This is a genomic window from Pseudoalteromonas sp. JC3 (assembly GCF_030291895.1).
Lineage (GTDB): Bacteria > Pseudomonadota > Gammaproteobacteria > Enterobacterales > Alteromonadaceae > Pseudoalteromonas.
Genome location: NZ_CP127855.1, coordinates 2,034,397 through 2,055,685, shown reverse-complemented (window position 1 = coordinate 2,055,685; position 21,289 = coordinate 2,034,397). Strand labels below are relative to the sequence as shown.

The window sequence follows — 21,289 nt, the reverse complement described above, 5'->3', positions numbered from 1 at the left end:
TTCTGATAAAATAAGCCCCATTACGGGGCTTTTTTTATGAGTAAAATTTGAGTCAAATAGCCATATCAGTTCACTTTGGCGTAGCTGCACAGTCAAAGTTAACTTTACTAGAACGGTATGTCGATGCCGCTATTAAAAGTGACCATCAAATCGCGTGTATCTTTCTATACCAAGATGGTGTTTATCACGCCAGTCAAAATATCGTACACGCTTCCGACGAATTGCAAGTCAACGCACTTTGGCAACGCATCAAAGATAAAGGGATCCCCCTGTTGCTGTGTGTCACAGCTGCGGAAAAACGCGGCGTTAGCATCGAAGACGTTAGCCCTTTCACCGTTGCTGGCCTTGCGGAGTTTGCCATGATCTCGAGTAAGTCTGATAAGTGGATGCAGTTTAAATGAGTAAAAACGTGTTAATCATTTCTCAAACCAGTCCATTTGACCAAAATAGTCTGAAAGAAGCGCTGGATGTCGCACTAATCTATGCAGCGATTGATCAACAAGTAAGTTGGCTTTTTACCGGTCCTGCAGTGCTATCGCTCCAGAAAACCCTCAATGCGCCCACACTGGGTTTAAAAGACATGTTTAAGCAATTAAAAACTCTGGAAATTTATGATGTCGAGCGAGTTTATGCCTGCCAGTCAGCTATGGAGGAGTTTAACGTATCGGCACACTCCCTTGCTGTTGATACTGAAATCAAAAATCAACATGAAATCCTTGCGTTAATCAAACAACATGACTTTGTGGTGACACTATGAGTACGCTACATATTATTTCTAGTATCGAAGCATGCGATCAGCTGCAGTTTGTATCCCATCACGACACTATTTTATTATGTAATGATGGCTGCTTTGGTCAAACGCGTATCTCAGCTGGAGATGCAAATGTGGTGATGCTGCAAACTTGCGCCAGTGCCAGAGGTATTGTCCCAGAAGCCGGAGTAAAGCTTATTTCTGACAAAGATTGGGTTGAGCTGACCATTACGATGAACAATTCAATTACTTGGTAATCATCATGCTAGAATTTAACAACCAAACTATCGAGACAGATAAACAAGGCTATTTGCTAGACCATACTCAATGGACTAAAGATTTAGCACCACTTCTAGCCGCAGAAGAAAATATTGAGCTTTCAGATGCACATTGGGAAGTCATTGAGTTTGTGAGAAATTTTTATCTCGAATACAATACCAGCCCCGCGATCCGCATGCTGGTAAAGGCAATGGCTAAAGCACTAGGCGAGGATAAAGGCAATAGCATCTATTTGTATAAGTTATTTCCAAAAGGCCCAGCCAAACAAGCAACAAAAATAGCGGGGTTGCCAAAACCCGCCAAATGTATTTAACCTGAACTTCGGATAATTAATGCCTTTCTAGCAGCCAGTTTTAGCGCTAACTGCGTTGAATTCACTTCCAATAGCCTGCTATTGGTGCGTAAATTCGCCTTGCCTACAAGGATGTAGGTACCTAGGCGGTAGCAGGACGCGAGAGCGGAGTTATCCCTAAAACTCACTGGCTAGATAAGGAAATAATTTAATTATTTTTAAGAACAATTAGTTAGCTCATTCCTTACCCAAATCTCAGGTTATTTAGGACGGGACAAATCGAACTAAAAAAGGCCTCAAATGAGGCCCTGTATAAAAATATTACTTCGTATACGCTCTTGGCATATCAGAATCTGTCGTATATCTGTCTCTTAGTTTATCGTGGCGTGACTCAGTAGACACTTCCTCACCATTGATCCAGATTTTATCGATTGTGGTGCTGAATTCGAAAGGATCCGCACTCCAAATTACGATGTCTGCACGTTTACCTGCTTCAATCACACCGCCATCAATGCCCAGTGCTCTCGCAGGGTTAGCGGTAACCGCCTTAAGTGCGCCTTCATGACTCATGCCATTTGCTACAGCAATACCTGCATCAAAACGTAGCTGGTAGACGTTATGACTACCGTCACCACCAATTGACAGGATGACATTGACACCTGCTTTCTCAAGCTTACCTGCGTTATCTAGACTTGCATGCATTGAGTCAAAGCTAGCTGGTAGGTTTGATACCGCACTCAAAATAACTGGTACTTTCGCCTCAGCTAATTGCTCAGCGACCACTACCGCATCATCAGCACCCTGAATAATCAGATCTAAACCAAACTTTTCTTTTAGCTTAATCGCTTCAAGAATATCCGACGCTCTTGAAAGCGTCGCAATCACAGGCATATCACCCGCAAGCACTTGAGTTAACACTTGTTCTTCTGAACTCGGTTTTCCCTCGTCTTTTTTGTCTTTCTTAGCAAGCTTTTCTTGCTGTGCTTCAAACTTTTTAACAACGTTATCTAACGCTTTTGCACGAGACCCTTTGCTTTTGGCACCCAGATGAATAATTAACGCTGTTTGCTTGTCGGTCACACTGTTAAATTCACCAGATAAGTCAACAACAAAACCAAGCCCTGCAAACTCACTTTTACCACCCCAAGGTGCAACAAAATTTTGCGTTACACCGCCTTTTCTTGCATAGGCAATTAAGCTACTACGTGGATTAAATGCGGTGCTTGCATCAAAATCTACTCCGGCATCGTCATCGCCTGCATCACGAGAAGCAGCAACAGCACCAACTTCAACTAAACCAAGTTGGTTCATTGAGCCGATAAAACCTGGAGTCACAACCTTACCGCTGGCATCAATCGTTACATCAGCAGTCACGTTATCTGGGTTAATCGCTTTTATTTTACCGTTTTCGATAACTAAGGTCGCACCTTCAAGTACGCCAGCATCTGTCGCGGTATGGATCGTTGCATTAGTAATTGCGGTAACATTGGCAAAAGCAACAGAGTGAGCTAACAGTGCGCTAGTGATCATGGTTAGTTTCATGGTTTTCATCTCATCAACTCCTTACTTTTGACCTAACATAAAATCACTAACCGCTTGATATTTTTCATCGTGACGATCATAGACTTTACCACCATCCACAAAGACCTGCTCTGCACGAGAGTACACGCTAAACGGGTTGGTGTTCCAAATTACTACATCGGCTTGTTTGCCTTGCTCAAGCGATCCTGTTTTATCCTGAATGCCTAACGATTTAGCAGCGTTCGAGGTGATCCATTTAATTGCATGCTGTTCGTTGATGTTAAAGCCAGACTGGTTAGCCGTGTTCATCACTTTTGCGGCTTCATGATTCAAGCGTTGAATTGTGGTATCTGAATCCGAATGAACAATTGCACATGAGTTTTTCACTGCATCGACAATTGCAACGTTTTCCTGAACCATATCATAGGCTTCCATCTTAAAGCCCCACCAATCTGGCCACAGCGCAGCACAGTTACCGTTTTCACCTAACAGATCTGCAATCTTGTATGCTTCAATACCGTGATGGAAGGTCCCTGCGTGATAACCAAACTCTTTAGACAAGTCGATCATCATTGCCATTTCTTCGGCTTTGTAACAATGGTTATGAATCAAGATTTCACCATCTAGCACACCGCGAAGCGTATCGAACTTGATATCACGTTTTGGTGCATCCGGATTCAAGCCAGCAGCATATTCGGCTTCGTACTGTTCCCAAGCGCGCTTATATTCACCAGCTTCAATCCAAGCTTCACGGTATCCTGCCATGTTACCCATGCGAGTATAAGGGGCAACACCTTTGGAGCCATATACACGCTTTGGATTCTCACCACATGCCATCTTTAATCCATATGGCGCATCTGGGAATTTCATTGCTTGCATTGTTGGTGCTGGCACATTCTTTAAGGTAACACCACGACCACCAAATAGGTTTGCAGAGCCAGGTAAGATTTGTAGCGTGGTGATCCCCCCTTCTCTAGCTCGGTTAAAGCCAGGATCTTGCGGCCATACAGAATGCTCAACCCATACTTGTGAAGTATTAGGATTAATCATTTCATTACCATCACTGTGCGATTCTACGCTTGGGCTGGGGTAAGCCCCTAAATGAGAGTGTACATCGATGATGCCAGGTGTTACCCATTTACCTTCAGCATCAATGGTAATATCTGCCGTGACAGATAGGTCTTTACCAACTTGCTTGATTTTACCGTCAACAATAAATACATCACCTTGTTCTATCTTTTCACCGGTTCCGGTCAGAACGGTTGCATTAGTGATTAGGGTTGATTGAGAAGGTACAGGCTTGTAAGTACTTGGGTATGGGTTTTTCTCTATGGTAACTTTTTCTTTTTGTGGGCCATTATCCTGACAGCCCATCAAAGCTGCGGCAATGCCAGCTACGACTATGGAGGGAGCAAATTTATACATTTTTTGTCATCTCTATTGTTTTTTTGTGACTTTAACTCATGCCATCGCACTTTACGCATTTATGAGCTTCAGTCACAAGTAATTACGACGAACGTCCAGATATTATAACGCATGTTGTCATCAGTGAGTAATTTGAAAAGGCTTAGCTGCCATTACAAAATGTAAATTAGCATCTATATTGACACGTTTTGACACACAAGTAGCAGATAAGAGGTAAATGTAAGAATGAGGTGTTAAATTATCGATAATAGTATTTTATAGCAAAAAAAGTTTCAACTATCTGTATCTTCAGAAATAAAATAATCCAATATTTTACATGCAGTTAGAATTCTGGTACACATTTGACATACTCTATTACATTCAGAATTACTTGGTTTACAGCATTACATGAAAACTTTCGCAATACTAATAACGTGTCCTAGAGATAGCCAAGGAGCTAATCATGAAACTGTTAAATTTAGTATGTGCAACCTCGCTTTTAGTAGTAGGAACAGCTTCTGCAGCAGATTTTGTTGCTGCGGATGATAGCAGAGCCACCAAAGTTTGTATGTCGGTTGTCAAAGACAATAGAATCCACCTGTTCCACACCATTAAAGATAATCACCTCAAAAAACGAGTTGTCGAGGAAAAACTACACTGTAATGATATGCCAATCGGTAAATTTGCAGCCACCTATGGATTCAACAAAGCCGCTGATTTCCTCGGTGTAGACAGCAGTACACGGACCAGCATCAAAGACATCGCTCAAGTAGACCAAAAGACTATTTTTGTCTCAGGTTCAAAGTAGTCATGTCGACATGTTTGTAAACAGAAAGCAAGGCGTAGCAATCCCTGACTACGCCTTTTTCTCTGTTCAACTATACGATTGCAGCCAACAACCCAAATAGACCACCGAAAACCCCACCCCACACAACTAACCAACCTAAGTGAGTCTTAATCATGGTTTGTACAATTTCTTTTACCATTTGCGGCGTTAGCTCATTAAGTCGCTCATCTACCGCTTTTTCAATGGTTTGATGTAAATCATCGCCAAGTAGGCCACTACTGAGTGACTCACCAATTGCAGCATCAAACTCTGGCTGTTCACCAAGCTCAACTATTGCTAATCGCATTTTCTCTATAAATGGTTCTCGCAACGGTTGTACAGCTTCAGTCCCACCAAACATCTGTAACATCGCGCCAAATTGAGACGCCTCAATCACACTTAACAAACGGTCGAACGCAGGATTTAAATCGACTTTATTAGCGATAGGTGCCAAGTCAAACTTTGGGTGCTCCTTGCCGAGAAACTTTTCTAGTTTTTCTTTACTAAAGAACTCGCTCAAGATGAGCTCTCGAATCGACGTTTTAAACGACTCGAATTTGAGCGTAATAACCCCTGAACCGTAGAGGAAAGGCACTTTCTCAAATAACATATGTACCGCTAACCAATTCGTCATTGCACCAGATAGTGCAAACAATCCAACCGAAAACAACACATCGTTTTCCAGTGCGAAGCCAGTACCGGTTAGCAGTATCGCCAGTAGATTGGTGATGATATTTTTATTCAATGTACTTCCCTTGGATAAAATGACAGACATGATATTTTATTTTTTTTAGAAAAAGGCCTCAAGTATTTGTGATCTTGAGAATTTCAACCATATTTTAGAGTAAGTGAATATGTTGGATCTAACTTATGTGGAACAAAGTCAACCAACAAATCTCTGAATCTCTCCATGACGCTTTTGAGTTTTCTTCGAAAAAAACCTTAAAAAGTTATGGGTCTAAAAAACTCTATAAGATTGCAGACGATACCCATCAATTTTTGGTCAAAGTAGCTCCTATTCAAGCTTTAGAGCGATTTGAGTGTGAAGCATCTAATCGTGAAAAGCTTATTCGCGACTCTGATTTCCTCGTTGCCGATACAATAACACTGGGTACGAGTGTTGAATTTTGTTTTATTGTACTGGAATGGTTAGAACTAGATCATCGCAATGAAAACTGGCTTGAGTGCGGTCAAAGCCTTGCTAAAATGCACCAACGTCATGAACAGGAAATGTACGGCCTAGAAGAAGACAATTACATTCATGAGCTGCCGCAACCAAATCAATGGCACAAAAAATGGGAAGTTTTTTTTGCTGAGGAAAGAATTGGTTGGCAACTACAACTGCTCGCTGAAAAAGGGATTATCCTCACTGATATCGACACATTTGTGGAGCAACTTAAGCCACTTCTTCCGCACCAAGTTCAACCGTCTCTGGTTCACGGTAATTTTTGGCATGGTAACATTGGCTTTAGCCATCAAAAACCCGTGCTATTTTCCCCTGCTTGCTATTATGGTGATAGAGAAGTTGATATTGCGATGGCTTCGTTATTCGCTCCACTACCAGATGACTTCTATCGTGGTTACGAGTCTATCTATCCACTCGCAGAAAATTCACCTGAGCGTTTAGACATTTATCGCTTATATCCTCTTCTGGTGCAGGCAAACTTGTTTGCTGGCAAGTACATACGGGATGCGGCAGAACAAGTGCAAGCCCTGCTCAAATAACTGCCATATTTTCGTCACAATGCGCTATAGTTAAAAGGTATTTAGTTTGGCCAATTCAGGTGGAGGGCCAATGAAAAACCTATATCAACAACGTATTGAATGTCCGCATTGTGGACATCATATTTTTGTCAATCTTGATACAAGTGAAGGCGATCAGGACTACTACGAAGACTGTGCTGCTTGTTGCAATCCAATACACCTAAATATGCACTTAGACCAACTGCACAATAAGCTTGAGCTTAGGGTTGATAGCGACGACGAACAAGTGTTTTAATCAAAGTAGAAGTATATAGATAACGGGCAGCTCATTTGCGAGCTGCTTATCGAGTTGACACAACCTTAGCTAATGCTTTTGGTACCTGCAGATAGAGGTAAAGGGCGTTACTCGGGCAAGGTACTAGTTGTGCTTCAATAGAGTTTGCTTCTTCATGTAATTTTCAACGGTATTAATAATCGTATAGGTTTGTTGGTCAACCTCTATATTCACAGTATCTCCCACACGCATCGTACCCAAATTGGTAAGCGCCAGCGTTTCAGGTATTAGGTGTAACCAAAAGCCGGTGTGATCAAGCTCCCCCACTGTCAAACTCGCACCATTTACCGCAATAAAGCCTTTGTACATAACATACTTATGCCACGTTTCTGACAATGCTACATGCATCCTACAGTTGCCTTCGTTGCGATGTATTTCGCTGATATTCGCGCTTGTTTGAATATGCCCTGAAATTATATGACCGCCGAGTTCTGTACCAAATGTCATCGAGCGCTCAAAATTTACCTGTGACCCTCTTTGTACTTCACCTAGATTAGTGAGTCTCAATGTTTCATCAATCACATCAAAGCAAACTTGCCCTACCACATCATTTTCTGGCTGTTCGAAGTGCACCACCGTTAGGCAGCATCCGTTAATTGCTATGCTCGCACCCAAGGTCAGCTTATCGAGGTATTCAGCACCAACAGAAATAACTAATTTTAAAATATTATCGACCTGCTTCGCCGACACCACCGTCGCTTTTGTTTGAACAATTCCTGTAAACATATCTACCCTCTTAATTTATCCTTGAGATTGTAGCGAAATCGCACTAAGAGATGTACTTAATTTGTATTGAATATCCGACTAGATAAAAATAGTTGCGACTGCTAGCCGCAAAATTTTGCTAAAAACAAAGCACTAAAATAAACTAACGTTTTTACGCCTTAAGTAGTATCTCACCATGAATTTTTCAACTTGGGAAGCCAGGCGCTTGCTTCAACTTGCGATCCCCGTTTTTCTCGCTCAAGTTACTTTAGTCTTAATGACCGTCGTTGATACGATGATGGCAGGTCAAGTCAGTGCTGAAGACTTAGCTGCTCTTTCTATTGCTACGGGTGTTTGGAACCCTTTGATTTTTAGTTTACAAGGGATCTTACTTGCACTTACGAGTATTGTTGCGCATTGCCATGGTGCTAATGACCCCGCAGGGATCAAACGATTTTTCCAGCAAAGCTTGTATCTCGCTTTAGCGCTTTTTACCGTCGGTTTGGTTTTAGCGAACTTTACTTCTATTGTTTTTTCAAATATTGGGGCAAGTGAGAATGTTCAGGCCCTCGCTCAAGGCTATATTGATTTTGTGAAATGGGGTCTCTTGGGCTTTTTGATCTTTACGGTATACCGCAATGTCACCGAAGGGGTTGGCCAAACAAAGCCTGCTTTTTACATCAGTATTGTTGGTCTTTGTATCAATGTCGTTGCTAACTATATTTTCATCTATGGTAAATTTGGCGCGCCAGCGCTTGGTAGTGCGGGCTGTGGCCTCGCTACATCCATCGTGCTTTGGTCAATGGCAATTGCACAGTGGGTGTATAGCTTGAACAGTAAACACATAGATGGAAAGGCCCTCATTAGCGGCTTTACCAAACCGAGTTTAACTATGATGAAATATGTTGCAGCACTTGGTTTCCCAATTGCACTGGCTACCTTCTTTGAGGTCACGCTATTTGCGTGCATTCCATTATTTATTGCAGATCTAGGTCCTATTTCCGTATCCGGTCACCAAATTGCAGCCAGCGTCACTACAATGCTGTTTATGATGCCATTAAGTTTGTCGATGGCTATTGCCATCCGGATCGGCAATCTAACTGGACAAGGTGCCTTAGACCAACTTAAGCTTTCGGTGAATACCGCGTTTCTTTTGGCCACCTTAATTGCTCTATTTGTCGCACTCATTACGTATATAGGAAGAGATCAGATTGTTTGGCTCTATACCAACAATACTGAAGTAGCCGCTCTTGCAACCAGCATTATGGTGCTGGCTTGTTTGTATCAATTGCCCGATGCATTACAAGTCTCGGCAAATGGTGTGTTAAGGGGGCTGAAATATACTAAGCCAATATCTTGGGTTACCTTTGTATCATATTGGCTAATTGGGTTTTCATTAGGCTATGTATTAGCAAAGACCGATTTAATAACGCCTGCGATGGGTCCTCAAGGCTTCTGGATTGGTATTATTATTGGCTTGAGTACGGCGGCTGTATTATTGGTGACATGCGTAAACAAACGGGTGAAATTTGAGATTAGTCAAGCGAATAGCTAGTACGCTATTACTTTTTACTTTGGCCGGTTGCAGCAAGCAGCCGACCGATATTGCCGTTGAATATCAACAACGTTTGGCGAGCGCAACAGACATAGAGGTGGTACTCCCAGCGCCACTTTACAATCCGGAGGTACAAAAAGTACCATTGCCGACAAGTGAGCTAACTATTTCTATGTTAGACATCGCGACCGCTGGACACTGCAAAGTCACAAATCTCATCGCTGCGCACAATAATCAATTAGGGAAAGTAAGTTACCCAAGCGAACGCTTGAAATACAACATCTTATTTATTCAACAAGCGCCTCACTGCATTCAGCACCCAAACACGAGCGACGAGCTGCAACAAACATTAACTCAAGCAGTACAGGAAAAGAATCAACAGCTTCCACGCTATTTTCTTCATATGATGACATTTGAAAGAGAGTTGGCAAGTTTGAGTTTGTTAATCGCTGAAGAAGTGCCACTAGAGCTGCCAGCAGCCCACAGCAACATGCTAGAGGCCGTTAACGAGCTTGCAGAGCTGGCAATAAACATGGATACGCCAGAAAATCTCAACCCAACCACACTCACACCCGCTATAAAAGTGCTTTCTCAGCGATTTGTCTCATCTTTGGTGACGAGCGTTCGTAAACAGACTCAGCTGAATAATGCGACTACACGCCAATTACAACAACTTAGGCTAAAAGATGGCATTTGCAAAAGCAGCGGAAATAAAAAGCAGGCACAGATCATAAACAATATCTTCAACAAGTATTATTTATCCATTCTTCAGCCGTATCAGGCAATGCTATCTCTTTCTACGGAAGAGTTGATCGCTGCCTGGCAGCCTATTCACCTATTGTATCAAAATAATAACCTTGCCGATCCGCTCACGCTTCAACAACACTTGGATAACCTTAAAGATTCTGCGAAAGCACATGTAAAATGGTGGCAAAAATTTTACGAGCTGTGTGAAATCCCTCCAGTATGAACAAAAAAAAGGCAAACAATCAAAAAATTACTGAAAGCCGCTTGATCCGTTAGCTGAGTCACTATATATTACAACGCGTTGACAGGCACAGACCTGAAAACAATTAATAAACGAATGTTATTGTACGACCGTAGCTCAGTTGGTTAGAGCACTACCTTGACATGGTAGGGGTCGGTGGTTCGAATCCACTCGGTCGTACCAAATCTTATAATACAACCGTAGCTCAGTTGGTTAGAGCACTACCTTGACATGGTAGGGGTCGGTGGTTCGAATCCACTCGGTTGTACCACTCCTAAATATTCAGTCTTATCTAATAAGAATCCATTCGATTGTACCAACCTTAGATCTAATTCAAATAAAGAAAAGCACTACCTACTCTCTATAACCCGTGCCAAGGGTCGATAATTCGGATCCACTCGGTTGCAACCCTTCAAAAGTTATCTATATCTATCGCTATTTCTTAATCTACCAAGAAAAAAGTTGAGAATTCAAACTTTAGAGCTTTTAATGGAGCCTACTGTGAACTTCTTTGTCATTCCTTAACTCGCTGGAGCTACTAAGCGATAACCCAGTTTCTCGTAAAAGGCTGGCTCGTCTGCAATCATTGAAACATACGAGCCCGGCAAAACATTTGATGCTAAGTAACCATCAATATATTCCATTACTGTACGCCCTAATCCCTGCCCTTGATAAAGCGGATTGACGGCAACATCGACAATTTCAAAATTGCAACCTCCGTCTCCAACCACCCGGCCCATTGCCACAAGTTGTTCGTTATGTCGAATTGCAACCCCATATAATGAGTTAGGTAGTCCCCTTGTGGCTGCTTCTAGAGATTTTGCAGATAATCCAGCGGCTATTCGCAAATCACAATATTCCTCTGGGCAAGGTACTTTCTCTTCAATTTTGAACGTCAAAATAATCACTCCTCTAATCACTAAGAGTGATAGCATAACAACTGTATAAATAAACAGTCAACTAACTCTAACTATCACCTTACCGAGGTTCTGGTTGTGTTCGAGAATATCGTGGGCTTGCTCAATTTCATCCCAATATAACTCCTTATATATTGGTATCTTCATTGTCTGATCCGGCAGGTCCGAGCCAAACTCATTCAGAAAATCTTTCACTAATTCCGTTTTATAGTCCAATGAGCGGTTTCTCAACGTACTTCCGTGCAAGTTAAACCTTTTCGCGAGTAACTTGGCAAAGTCTAGTTCTGTATATCTTCCGCCTAGCATAGCGAGCATCACACAGTGACAATCCATTGCTGCAACTCTTAGGTTCGCTCTGAGGTATTCACCACCGACTGGATCAAGAATGACATTTGCTTTCAAACCAAGCTTTTTCATTTCTTCAGCAAAATCACAGTCTAAATAATTAATAGTGTAATCCGCCCCCAGAGCCTTTGCGTACTTGGCCTTTTCCTTGCTACTTTGGGTCGTAATGACCGTTGCACCTAGCCTTTTTGCAATCCTTATGGCAGCACTGCCAACACCCGAAGCTCCGCCATGGCACAGTAAAATCCCATTGGAATTTAGCTGCCCAGTTCGCACAATCGCATCATAGGCCGTAAGATATACTTCTGCTAAGCCTGCCGCATAACTCAATGACAAGCCTTTGGTTAACGGCATGAGTAATTCACTTTGTGCAACCACGTACTCAGCATAGCCGCCTCCAGAGGTTAAACAGAACACTTGATCACCAAGTAAATATTCAAACTCAGGAGACGCCACTTGAACTATCGTTCCAGACACTTCCAGACCCAATATCTCACTATCGCCTTCAGGCGCAGGGTATTTCCCTTGCTTTTGCAAAATGTCTGCTCTATTAACCCCAAACGCATGCACTTTGATTAGCACTTGCTTTGCACTCAATGTTGGTGTTTCGGTGTACTGGATTTGAAGCTGAGAAGATGCGTGACTGATATAACGCATCTTCTTTGGGATCACTGAACTTTTTTCCATACTTCCTTCTCGACGAACTTACCATCTTCATACAGTTCATGATGCCATAAATTACCATCAATCTTGTAGCTGAATGACATCGTTCGACCAAGTAAGGAAGTAACATTTCCATATTCATAGGTTTCGATAAATCTATCTCCCTCTATTTTGTAACTCCCTCCACCAGCGTATTTAAACTTTCCTTCACTTTGCGTAATGTAGCTGTGGTGAGCCTCCGTAATTAACTTTATCGACGTCAAGCTAGGCGCTTGCGCTGATACAATGCCATCTGTGGTGGCATATTTTCCCTCAACAAATTCCCAAGTACCTAAAAGTGGGTTTGCCAAAGCAATTGGACTCAATAACAATAAACTAAGTGCGGTGACTTTCATCTTATTTCCCTTTAACGTTGTTTTATTCAGTTTTACACAATCACCCAACCAGGTCAGTTGAGATAATCTCAACATCAAGAATGAAATAATGCGTTCTCAGGTCTATTTACAAAGTAACCATTGTAGAGAAAATAATGAAATTATTAATGTTTATACTGTTGTTTGGCTTAATTGCATCCACTCAGGCAACCGAAATTGAAATCGAATATAAGAGCTGGATCAGTGGCAGTGATAGACAACATGTGGAAACTTGGCTAAAACACGGTGTTAAAGCAACAGAGCGTTCCTTGGGAATATTACAACAAGATACACTTCCATTTATCATTGAACCGAGCTTATTCGCATCTGAGCCTGTGCCATGGGCCACGGTTCAACGTGGCAAACCCGACGCTGTTCTACTCCAAATCAAACGATTTACCTCAAGCCGAGTGTTGATTAAAGATTGGACCTTGTACCATGAAATTGCTCACCTTTATCACCCGTTGCTTGACCACTCAGATTTCTGGCTTGCAGAGGGGCTTGCTACCTATTTACAAAATGTCATTATGCTAGAGAACGATATTTTTAATGTTGCAGAGTTTCGTACAAGATTAATCTCAGGGCTCAGCCGAGGCGCAAAAAATACGCGAATGAATAAAGGAGCACTTAAAACAGTGAGCGAACAAATGTGGTCATTAAACGCACAACAAAGAGTCTATTGGAGTGGGGTTGCATTCTTTATAGAAGCAGAAATTGCACTGCAGGATACGGGCAATAAGAACACAATCAGAGCGCTTATCTCCTCATTTCAGCAGTGTTGTAAAGGCAGTGTAATATCGGGAGACCGTAACAGTGGACGTTTATTTATTGCGAGTCTAGATAAACTATCCAAAACCACCATATTTTCCAATCTATATGCCAACTATAAACAGCGGAAGGACTTCCCTGACCTAAGTAAGGCTCAAATCTACAGTCTGCAGCCATTAAGATAAGGTGTTGTATAAAATCCTTTCATTATCATGCCTATCCGCTATAAATATTAACAAGGCGTAGAATCCTAAGCTTGTTTGGTTTGCTGCTTTTCTGACTCAATAGCGGTTGTCATCGCACCAAGTAACTCAGTTAGCTGCACTTCAACACACTCTAGTTGTTTATTCTTCAGCTTAACATCCAACTCGTTTGCAATTTTATGAATATCAATACAATCAAACATCGCAGCAGTACCTTTAATCGCATGAACTGTTCTTGCTAACGCATCGTAGTCCTGATACTTAGCTTGATTCTTTATCTGAATGATTTGCTCATGCAGCCCAGAAATATACTGTTGTTTTAACTGATAAAATTCGGCTTCAGGAAGATCAACTTCCTCGTCGACTTGGATATCCAAATAATAAGCTACCTTTTGACTGAACACGACTCTATCAATAGGTTTTGCAAGATGATCACTAAATCCAAGTTTTAAGTAACGCTCAATTTCATGCTGCATGGTGTTGGCAGTTAATGCAATCACAGGCGTGCTACACCCTGTTGCCTGAATAAAGCTAAACGCCTGCTCACCATCCATTACAGGCATTTGGATATCCATTAATATCAAATCGAAATCACCATCTAGTACCGCCTGTACCGCTAGCTGACCATTTTCTACCGCCGTCACAGATAAACCCATACGCTCTAAAATACGCTTAATAAGCTTACTATTGTCTGTGTTATCTTCAGCTAATAACACCTCACCTTTAAGCTCTTGATTTATTTCATCAGGTATTGTGCCTTGTTCACGAACATCACCAATTTGAGCGAGACTTTGCACCCACTTTGTTTTCTCGGTGGTATATAGGCCAACAGTAAGAGTAAAGGCAGTACCTGAGCCTACCTCACTTTCTACCGAAATATCACCATCTAACTTTCTCGCTAAGCTTTTGGAGATATTTAGTCCAAGCCCTGTCCCACCATATTTCCTTGATGTGGAAGAGTCAGCTTGATAAAACGCGCTAAATAATTCTTTTTGCTCGTCCGCTGTCATTCCTATCCCGGTATCTCGCACTGTAATCATGAGACGCTCGTTTTGACACGCCACATCAATCGAGATTTTACCAACCGTCGTGAACTTCATTGCGTTAGATGTGAGATTTAGTAATATCTGTCGCAAACGAGTGGGATCAATAACCACAAAATCAGGCAGCGGAAAATGATAATTCAGCGCAAACTCCAGTCCTTTATCTCTAATTTGCTTACCCAATAATGAATCGACATGCGCAATTGCTTGAAAAAGGTTTGACTCCACCAACTCAACTTCTAGTTTATTGGCCTCAATTTTAGACATATCCAGAATATCATTAATTAGCCCAAGTACATGACGTGAGTTTTGCAAAATAACGGAGATAGCGTGATTACGCTCATGTGGCTTAATATCTCCGAGCATAATGCCATCGGCATAGCCAATAATTGACGTCATTGGTGTTCTTATTTCATGACTCATGTTTGCCAAAAATCGACTTTTTGCCTCACTAGCATCTCTAAGTTCTGAGGCCACCTGCTCTAACTCATAGGTCCGCTTTAACACCTTTGCTTCAAGGTTTTTATTGAGTTCTATATTTTCTTCACTGGTAATTCTAAACTTGTCCGCAACTGCGAAGGCCAGCAGTAATGCATCAAGCGCAGTACCTATTAGACCGTAAAGATATAAGTTACTCGACGATTCAGGCAGCAAACTTAAGTTCGTTAAATTACCCACCATATTGGGGATCGCCATTGCAATATATGCCATTACAAAATAGCGAGCGGGCTTAAATCCTTCAGTCCAACGCGTAATACCAACAAATAGTCCGAAGCAAAGCGCTAACCCCGTTACTAAAGTCGCCCAAATAAAACCAAAGCCAGGGAAAAGAATACAAAACGGTAGTCCAAGCGCAGCTATCACACCAAGCCAAATAGAAATCGACACATAGTTTGGATGAACGTCCTTGAGTTTTAGAAGATGGATATAAAATAACGCGTTAGTTAATGGCGCAAGCGCAAAACCTAACCAATGTAAGTTTGCAGAGTAAAACCCAAATAACTCGTCGGGAATATGAAAAAAATGGCTCCACGCAAATACCCACACACAAGTGAATAATGCGTAATAAAAATGAGTGATATCTTTAGAGCCGATGTAGATTAATAAGTTATACAGCCCCAAAACAATGCCGACACCAAAACAAAGCGTCATAATAAGATTTTCATAGACCACTTCCTGCTGAAAGTCTCTAAGAGGCTCAATGGTCAACTTTACCGGGGTGTAAAAGAAATCACTCTCGAAGAGAGTAACGATATAATAATCTTGACTAGGCTCTAACGTGACTTGATTGCCATAATGAAATGCAAATTCATTTTCGACCTTACCCCCAGAGAAAACTCGCAAGACTGTTTCCGGTGTATATATCCTCGACTCAACTTTGCTTAATACCGTATTGTATGGATAAAGCACAAATTCATTTAAGGGTGTTTCATTTCTGACTTTAGTAACCAAGAAATAACGACCAGAAAACAGCGCTCTGTTTTTTAGTGGTTCATGAATAGATTCCCACGTACTCAATTCAGCCCAGTTTTGAGGAAATCTTGTACTAGAATTTGCCTCATAAGCCTTTCCAACATGGTGTAAATTTTGATATTGCCAAGGCTGCGTCAATTTCAACACAGTCTGATCTGCATAGGCAAAACTAGAAACCAGAATTATGCTGAAAATGATCAGGAGTAAACGCATTCTAGCCTGTTACCTCAGTAAAGTTACCTGTGATTCGGTATTGTATCTGCAAGTTTTCAACCCCCAAGTCAGGTGACTTATGCGTATAGTGATTAAGCAAAATCAAAATCGATATGTTACATCCATGCCTACTCTTCTTCCCTCACCTTTAAAGTCTTCTAACATTCCCAAAAAACTACTCAGGTCAAATTTAAGGTGGCTATACTCTTTATCTAGAAGATTTTTACCCCAAATACCTAACTGCCAGTCTCTATACTCCAGCTGTAGATTAGCATTCCAAAGCATATAACTGGGTTGCTTAGCATACGGAGATTCGTTTTGGTCAAAGTAATATTCGCTTTGATAATCAAATGCTATTCTACTTTTTATACTAACTTCATCCCAATTAAATGCATAATTTATTTGCCCAGAGATATTCCATTCGGATGTAAACGGTAAACGATTGTCGGTCAATACAACGCCAACTGGATCGATAAACTCCTCAAAGTTAGCTTCAGGTATATACCCTACATCTAAGCCTATCTGAGTTTGCTCCGATAGATACCAAGTATTTTCTATCTCAGCACCATAGATTTTGGACTTACCTACGTTTTCAAGTAACTGATAAGGCGGCGCTCCAAGTACTTCTGAAGCCTGATTCATAAATACCTGTTGATCTTTATAATCATAGTAAAAAGCAGCCAAGTTTGTACGAAGTTTAAGGTCATTAAATAACAGCTTAGCGCCTACTTCATGAGCGATTAGTTCTTCAGGGCCATAACTTGCCTGTATCGCGGCATCCTTCGAAATAAGGAAGCCACCGTTATAGCCGCCGCTTTTTACACCATTAGATAAACTATAATAAACACTTTTATCCGATTTAACTTTATGGATAACCGACAATTTTCCAGACAAATTACTATCGGACTCTTTTCCCTCAATGTCGTAGGCAGGAACTAAAATGCCAGCGAGATTACCTCCAAAAGGCGCATTTAAATAGGAAAAAGAGTCATACTTCACATCTTCATCGCTATATCTTACTCCTACGAGTACATCTGTATGCTCACTAACTTCATATTCATATTGACCAAATAAGGCCATTGATTTTACTTTAATATCATTATCATAGAAAAAGGTCGCCGCACTTGCACCATTAGGGGTTCCCCTAAAATCACGTAATAAGTCATTAAAATTATCTTGATAAATACGCTCTTCTAGTTGAAATAAACCTACCGTTAGAAAGCCGGTCTCCATACTTTGCTCAAACCTAAGCTCATTCACCAGCTTTTCATTTTTAAGTCCTAACTCGCCTTCACACAATGAAAATGGACTTCCATCACAATTAAATCCATGTATCCTATCTAAGCGATTGAAAGCCCCAAGATAAATAAGTTGAGACCGGTCATCCAGTGCATACGCGACCTCTGTTGTAACGCCTTTGCTTATACTGTGATGTTTTTGATAATTATTGACCCGTACAGCCCAAAAATCGTCACTGCCAATATTAAAGCCAAGCGCATCAACGCAGTTGCTAGTGCCCGCTTGGGCTGGAGAACATAATGAACCATCCAAAGGGTTTGAGAATAATCCGATATTCCCGACTGGCTGAACCAGTCCATTCCAATGACCATAATCTAATTTCACAAAAACACTGAACTTATCAAACTCGCCAAAATAACTTAGTCGAACATCATTTTGTTCCATATACGCCTCAGGAGCGTCAGGCTGTAAGTTATACGTTGTGTACTCATAGTTATTGTGGCTAGCTGCAAGTCGCACCGCGCTATTTTGATCTAGGCTATAATTGAGCGTCGCACGAGCTCTTGATAAAGAGTCAGAACCGACCCCTACACTGACAGAAGTAAAATCACCATCTGTTGGGCGCGCCGTGCGCACTAAAATTGCCCCCCCAGTGGTATTTCTACCAAAAAGTGTACCCTGTGGACCTTTCAACACTTCAACTTGTTCAACATCAAACAAGTTAATGATTTGATTATTCGCAGACCCAACAGATATACCATCTAAATACACCCCAACCGGAGAAGTGTTAGCCGTGTTATAATCGACAAGTCCGACACCTCGAATGCTGACCGCAGGGGGCGTACCCTCAGCTGCATTTTGACTGATTTTTACATTCGCAACTAAACTACCTAGTTCGGTCGTATCTTTCAGCGCCGCGTCAGTGATGACTTGTCCGGATATGGGTTTAATAGCGATAGCAACATCATTGATAGATTGCTTTCTTTTTTGAGCGTAGACCTCAATGACTTCGATTTCTTCTTCGACTTGTGCTGATGCTTCCATCGAGACTGCTAAGAGTAATGTTAGTGTTATCGTATTTAACAGCACATTTGGATGTGGCATAGTTTGAATCCCGAGCTATATCATGCAATTGCACTATCAGTATAGCTGAATTAAAAAGACCCCCAAACAAATGAACCCGATTACCTTTTTAAGGTTCAAGTTATCGTTCATAATACATACAAATTATACCAAGGTGGAATTTGAGCCCTGCAAATTGCAGGGCGTAGAATATAGGTTAAGCTAATACAGTTGTACAACTAACGGTTCAAAAATCAAGCGTTCGTTTAGCGCCTAAAGAGTAATAACTCGGTTATTTAAACGGCTCAAACCCTGATTCTCCACTAATGCTTTGAGGATATCCGGTGATGGCTCTACTCGTTTGCATGCCAGCCATCACTGCAGCTTCAACACAACCTGCATTGACACCGGTTTTAATCCAATCTCCAGTAATGTAGAGGTTATTGAATATGCAGCCGTCCGTAGGCAGTCGAAATTGACTGCTATCAACAACACTTAACACATAACGCTCACTGGGGTCGACATTCACCCTCCAATACTGAGTGTTGAACCTAACTTCACCTTCGTTATTATCAACATCAAACAATACGTTCCAGTCGAAGTCGTTACCATGATAAGCCTCTGGCCACAGTGGCTGCATCTGTAATCTAAGTTTTTGCAATGCGTTTTCTTTTACCTGAGCTTTCATGCGCTCAGGAAACTCATGATCGCTCGGAGGTGGATAATCTGCGCAGGTAAAAGCACTACAAAAATAGGCAATGTTATTTGGCTGTGTATTTGGCCAATCTTCAACCTCAATTAAATTAGACATCGCGGCCCAAGTGTCAAAAGGTTGAGAAAATGCGCTTAATATTGGTGGCTCATTACTACCAGAAGGATCGTGAAAACCCAGTTCACTGTCAGTTTTAGTAAGCCACAACTGTAATGCTTGAGTCGCAACAGTTTTGACCTTTTCAGCTTGCAACTTTAAGCCGTTATCTTTAGCCAATAATTGCTGACAAAGTGGCTCAAGACTTGCCACTGAGATCCCAAAAATCACTAAATCGAAATCAGTACCTTTATTTAGTGTTTTTCTCGGTAACCTCTGTCCAAATGCTTGTTGGTAAACCGCCTCCCAATTAGACCAGTAAGACTCTAGGTTAATCTCATGTTCTTTAAGTAGTGCCACTTGCTGCGGGTCAATTTGTTGCCACAGTGGCGAGCTTGGCCAACATGGCAAGTCTTTGACTAATTCCAGAGGCTCGTAACTTTGCGTCTCTTTTAGTTTAACCTGTTGAATTAATTGAATGCTATCAACATAATGACCATCATCATCCTGTGTACAGTGTAACGATTCAACCTGATGAAAAAACGCAAACTGAACGCCTCGATGTTTGAGCAGCTCATAAATAGGAGAGAAAATAATATCTCCCATTCCCGCTTGCATTTTCCACATCACACCACCGCGATAACACAGCATAATCCTAAGCATGGCCAAAGCCGCAACTCCAGCTTCAACATTCGGCTTTTTAAAATCACCGTTCTCATAGCCAAAAACGAGATCATAAAAGCCGCGGACTGGTGCAGACTCCACAGACAGCAATTCATTTGCGCCATTGCGCTTGAGCCACTGTTTAAAATCGTATTGATCAAGATAACCAAACCCTCGTGAATAGACTTTGTCTCGGAGCATGCCAATGGTCATCGCAACACCTAAATCTATGCATATATATAGACGTCTAATGACAGGGTTGTCATCAATTAAGTCATTTACTTCAGACTGCAACCAGCGCCTAATTTTTCGAACCATATACCAAACAACTAAGTGATCTTTCTTATTTTCTAAACGATGATCAGCTTCACGTACCGTTAGAAAATTACTAAGTTGCGTTATTAACAGCTTTGGTGTGGATACGACCTCTTGGGCTTGGTTTTCTGCGTCATCAAATAGAGCTCTAGCTTTTTCTTCTACACTATCAAAAAAACTTTTAACTTCCTGTCCCAAGTGAGCAAGCAGCGTTTTGTCTCTTTCTTTTTTTGTTTTGAGTTGTGTGGATTTGTGGGTTTTCTCAACTTCGCATTCCAAATCATCAACCCACTTGTGCAGCCAAGCCGCAAGTAATTTTAAAATCTGCCAAAAATGTAAATCGAGTGTGCCATCTGCTGGATTACCTGGGATCTCAGGGAAATCTACTGACCAAGTTTGCCATTGCTGATCAATATATTCTTGCAACACCACCAAACTATGTGGTTTTAGCGCTTGTTGCCAAGTGTGAATGGGGATATCACTTGAGCGCTCAAGCTTATTATAAACGGTCTCAATTGCCCTAAAAGAATTGACATAGGCACCAAACCAAACGTGAAGGCCGTGCTCCTCTATACGTTCGCCGTATTCAGCATTACGACCACTCGCCCCTTTGCCCCCCAAGCGCCAACCTTGCTGATAAACGGTAATATCATAGCGCTCTTGCCAATCGTCTTGTTCAGTCATGTATACCGCAGCAGTCATTGCCGAAACACCGCCGCCAAGTATTGCTACTTTTTGTTTACTCATAAACCTTCCTTTTTCTAACCTGTTGACGAGCAACATCTAAAGCCACATAGGAAGACAA

20 protein-coding genes and 2 tRNA genes are annotated in these 21,289 nt (G+C 41.6%); 12 read left to right on the top strand and 10 right to left on the bottom strand.

The window, feature by feature from the left end; translation table 11 throughout:
• Positions 1 to 47 precede the first annotated feature (47 nt).
• Genes tusD through QSH61_RS08540 form a run of 4 tightly spaced genes read left to right on the top strand, consistent with a single transcriptional unit; the run spans position 48 to position 1,343 of the window.
• Complete coding sequence (gene tusD / locus QSH61_RS08555; RefSeq protein ID WP_010604621.1) at positions 48 to 401, top strand: sulfurtransferase complex subunit TusD; 354 nt, start codon at positions 48 to 50, stop codon at positions 399 to 401.
• Positions 398 to 757, top strand: coding sequence for a DsrE family protein (locus tag QSH61_RS08550; RefSeq protein ID WP_174168961.1), 360 nt, complete (start codon positions 398 to 400; stop codon positions 755 to 757). The genes tusD and QSH61_RS08550 overlap by 4 nt, the downstream gene beginning before the upstream one ends.
• Positions 754 to 1,008 carry a DsrH/TusB family sulfur metabolism protein gene (locus tag QSH61_RS08545; RefSeq protein WP_174168962.1) on the top strand — a complete coding sequence of 85 codons (255 nt, stop codon included), beginning with the start codon at positions 754 to 756 and terminating at the stop codon, positions 1,006 to 1,008. Before QSH61_RS08550 ends, QSH61_RS08545 begins: the two co-directional genes overlap by 4 nt.
• A 5-nt stretch (positions 1,009 to 1,013) precedes the next feature.
• Positions 1,014 to 1,343, top strand: a complete 330-nt coding sequence (locus QSH61_RS08540) for a TusE/DsrC/DsvC family sulfur relay protein (protein ID WP_045989037.1) — start codon at positions 1,014 to 1,016, stop codon at positions 1,341 to 1,343.
• 300 nt (positions 1,344 to 1,643) lie between these two features.
• On the opposite strand, the gene QSH61_RS08535 is transcribed toward QSH61_RS08540, so the two are convergent.
• Together QSH61_RS08535 and QSH61_RS08530 are read right to left on the bottom strand one after the other, a co-directional pair.
• On the bottom strand, positions 1,644 to 2,873 hold the full coding sequence (locus tag QSH61_RS08535; protein WP_206472835.1) for an amidohydrolase family protein: 1,230 nt from the start codon (positions 2,871 to 2,873) through the stop codon (positions 1,644 to 1,646).
• Between the two features lie 12 nt (positions 2,874 to 2,885).
• Positions 2,886 to 4,268, bottom strand: coding sequence for an amidohydrolase (locus QSH61_RS08530; RefSeq protein WP_010604616.1), 1,383 nt, complete (start codon positions 4,266 to 4,268; stop codon positions 2,886 to 2,888).
• Positions 4,269 to 4,710: 442 nt separating this feature from the next.
• Here QSH61_RS08530 and QSH61_RS08525 point away from each other — a divergent pair, with 442 nt between their 5' ends.
• On the top strand, positions 4,711 to 5,055 hold the full coding sequence (locus QSH61_RS08525) for a DUF3718 domain-containing protein (RefSeq protein ID WP_010604615.1): 345 nt from the start codon (positions 4,711 to 4,713) through the stop codon (positions 5,053 to 5,055).
• Positions 5,056 to 5,125: 70 nt separating this feature from the next.
• Here QSH61_RS08525 and QSH61_RS08520 read toward each other — a convergent pair whose 3' ends face one another.
• On the bottom strand, positions 5,126 to 5,818 hold the full coding sequence (locus QSH61_RS08520; protein WP_174168964.1) for a DUF445 domain-containing protein: 693 nt from the start codon (positions 5,816 to 5,818) through the stop codon (positions 5,126 to 5,128).
• 125 nt (positions 5,819 to 5,943) lie between these two features.
• Between QSH61_RS08520 and QSH61_RS08515 the strand changes: the two genes are divergently transcribed.
• Both QSH61_RS08515 and QSH61_RS08510 read left to right on the top strand, forming a co-directional pair.
• The gene (locus QSH61_RS08515) at positions 5,944 to 6,798 is read left to right on the top strand and encodes a fructosamine kinase family protein (protein ID WP_010604613.1); all 855 of its coding nucleotides are present in this window, start codon (positions 5,944 to 5,946) and stop codon (positions 6,796 to 6,798) included.
• Positions 6,799 to 6,868: 70 nt separating this feature from the next.
• The gene (locus QSH61_RS08510; protein WP_010604612.1) at positions 6,869 to 7,072 is read left to right on the top strand and encodes a CPXCG motif-containing cysteine-rich protein; all 204 of its coding nucleotides are present in this window, start codon (positions 6,869 to 6,871) and stop codon (positions 7,070 to 7,072) included.
• 123 nt (positions 7,073 to 7,195) lie between these two features.
• Here QSH61_RS08510 and QSH61_RS08505 read toward each other — a convergent pair whose 3' ends face one another.
• Positions 7,196 to 7,837, bottom strand: coding sequence for a riboflavin synthase (locus QSH61_RS08505; RefSeq protein ID WP_010604611.1), 642 nt, complete (start codon positions 7,835 to 7,837; stop codon positions 7,196 to 7,198).
• 175 nt (positions 7,838 to 8,012) lie between these two features.
• On the opposite strand from QSH61_RS08505, the gene QSH61_RS08500 reads away from it, so the two are divergent.
• The 4 genes from QSH61_RS08500 (at position 8,013) to QSH61_RS08485 (ending at position 10,630) form a co-directional block, all read left to right on the top strand.
• Positions 8,013 to 9,371 carry an MATE family efflux transporter gene (locus tag QSH61_RS08500; RefSeq protein ID WP_102056702.1) on the top strand — a complete coding sequence of 453 codons (1,359 nt, stop codon included), beginning with the start codon at positions 8,013 to 8,015 and terminating at the stop codon, positions 9,369 to 9,371.
• Entirely contained in the window at positions 9,346 to 10,341 is a 996-nt protein-coding gene (locus QSH61_RS08495; RefSeq protein ID WP_206472828.1) for a DUF3080 family protein, read from the top strand. The genes QSH61_RS08500 and QSH61_RS08495 overlap by 26 nt, the downstream gene beginning before the upstream one ends.
• Positions 10,342 to 10,465: 124 nt before the next feature.
• Positions 10,466 to 10,542 (top strand) — tRNA-Val (locus tag QSH61_RS08490).
• Positions 10,543 to 10,553: 11 nt separating this feature from the next.
• Positions 10,554 to 10,630: transfer RNA gene (locus QSH61_RS08485), tRNA-Val, on the top strand.
• Between the two features lie 250 nt (positions 10,631 to 10,880).
• Here the strand turns inward: QSH61_RS08485 and QSH61_RS08480 are convergent.
• The 3 genes from QSH61_RS08480 to QSH61_RS08470 are packed head-to-tail and all read right to left on the bottom strand — an operon-like array spanning position 10,881 to position 12,679.
• Positions 10,881 to 11,258 (bottom strand): GNAT family N-acetyltransferase, encoded by a 378-nt coding sequence (locus QSH61_RS08480; protein WP_206472826.1) that lies wholly within the window; start codon positions 11,256 to 11,258, stop codon positions 10,881 to 10,883.
• 57 nt (positions 11,259 to 11,315) lie between these two features.
• On the bottom strand, positions 11,316 to 12,308 hold the full coding sequence (locus QSH61_RS08475) for an NAD(P)H-quinone oxidoreductase (RefSeq protein WP_206472824.1): 993 nt from the start codon (positions 12,306 to 12,308) through the stop codon (positions 11,316 to 11,318).
• Complete coding sequence (locus QSH61_RS08470) at positions 12,290 to 12,679, bottom strand: hypothetical protein (protein WP_010604606.1); 390 nt, start codon at positions 12,677 to 12,679, stop codon at positions 12,290 to 12,292. Before QSH61_RS08470 ends, QSH61_RS08475 begins: the two co-directional genes overlap by 19 nt.
• Before the next feature lie 134 nt (positions 12,680 to 12,813).
• Here QSH61_RS08470 and QSH61_RS08465 point away from each other — a divergent pair, with 134 nt between their 5' ends.
• Positions 12,814 to 13,650 carry a M61 family metallopeptidase gene (locus QSH61_RS08465; RefSeq protein WP_206472822.1) on the top strand — a complete coding sequence of 279 codons (837 nt, stop codon included), beginning with the start codon at positions 12,814 to 12,816 and terminating at the stop codon, positions 13,648 to 13,650.
• A 65-nt stretch (positions 13,651 to 13,715) separates the two neighbouring features.
• Here QSH61_RS08465 and QSH61_RS08460 read toward each other — a convergent pair whose 3' ends face one another.
• From QSH61_RS08460 to QSH61_RS08450, 3 genes are all read right to left on the bottom strand, one after another.
• Positions 13,716 to 16,397, bottom strand: a complete 2,682-nt coding sequence (locus QSH61_RS08460) for an ATP-binding protein (protein WP_206472820.1) — start codon at positions 16,395 to 16,397, stop codon at positions 13,716 to 13,718.
• A gap of 102 nt (positions 16,398 to 16,499) precedes the next feature.
• A complete protein-coding gene (locus tag QSH61_RS08455) occupies positions 16,500 to 18,740 on the bottom strand; it encodes a TonB-dependent receptor (protein ID WP_206472818.1) in 2,241 nt (746 codons plus the stop codon).
• 250 nt (positions 18,741 to 18,990) lie between these two features.
• On the bottom strand, positions 18,991 to 21,231 hold the full coding sequence (locus QSH61_RS08450; protein ID WP_174168971.1) for an NAD(P)-binding protein: 2,241 nt from the start codon (positions 21,229 to 21,231) through the stop codon (positions 18,991 to 18,993).
• Positions 21,232 to 21,289 lie beyond the last annotated feature (58 nt).

Bases quoted from the DNA above. Each gene is read 5' to 3' on its own strand.
- QSH61_RS08550 (WP_174168961.1), top strand. From the start codon at position 398: ATGAGTAAAAACGTGTTAATCATTTCTCAAACCAGTCCATTTGACCAA.
- QSH61_RS08545 (WP_174168962.1), top strand. From the start codon at position 754: ATGAGTACGCTACATATTATTTCTAGTATCGAAGCATGCGATCAGCTG.
- QSH61_RS08540 (WP_045989037.1), top strand. From the start codon at position 1,014: ATGCTAGAATTTAACAACCAAACTATCGAGACAGATAAACAAGGCTAT.
- QSH61_RS08535 (WP_206472835.1), bottom strand. From the start codon at position 2,873: ATGAAAACCATGAAACTAACCATGATCACTAGCGCACTGTTAGCTCAC.
- QSH61_RS08530 (WP_010604616.1), bottom strand. From the start codon at position 4,268: ATGTATAAATTTGCTCCCTCCATAGTCGTAGCTGGCATTGCCGCAGCT.
- QSH61_RS08525 (WP_010604615.1), top strand. From the start codon at position 4,711: ATGAAACTGTTAAATTTAGTATGTGCAACCTCGCTTTTAGTAGTAGGA.
- QSH61_RS08515 (WP_010604613.1), top strand. From the start codon at position 5,944: ATGTGGAACAAAGTCAACCAACAAATCTCTGAATCTCTCCATGACGCT.
- QSH61_RS08510 (WP_010604612.1), top strand. From the start codon at position 6,869: ATGAAAAACCTATATCAACAACGTATTGAATGTCCGCATTGTGGACAT.
- QSH61_RS08505 (WP_010604611.1), bottom strand. From the start codon at position 7,837: ATGTTTACAGGAATTGTTCAAACAAAAGCGACGGTGGTGTCGGCGAAG.
- QSH61_RS08500 (WP_102056702.1), top strand. From the start codon at position 8,013: ATGAATTTTTCAACTTGGGAAGCCAGGCGCTTGCTTCAACTTGCGATC.
- QSH61_RS08475 (WP_206472824.1), bottom strand. From the start codon at position 12,308: ATGGAAAAAAGTTCAGTGATCCCAAAGAAGATGCGTTATATCAGTCAC.
- QSH61_RS08470 (WP_010604606.1), bottom strand. From the start codon at position 12,679: ATGAAAGTCACCGCACTTAGTTTATTGTTATTGAGTCCAATTGCTTTG.
- QSH61_RS08465 (WP_206472822.1), top strand. From the start codon at position 12,814: ATGAAATTATTAATGTTTATACTGTTGTTTGGCTTAATTGCATCCACT.
- QSH61_RS08460 (WP_206472820.1), bottom strand. From the start codon at position 16,397: ATGCGTTTACTCCTGATCATTTTCAGCATAATTCTGGTTTCTAGTTTT.
- QSH61_RS08455 (WP_206472818.1), bottom strand. From the start codon at position 18,740: ATGCCACATCCAAATGTGCTGTTAAATACGATAACACTAACATTACTC.
- QSH61_RS08450 (WP_174168971.1), bottom strand. From the start codon at position 21,231: ATGAGTAAACAAAAAGTAGCAATACTTGGCGGCGGTGTTTCGGCAATG.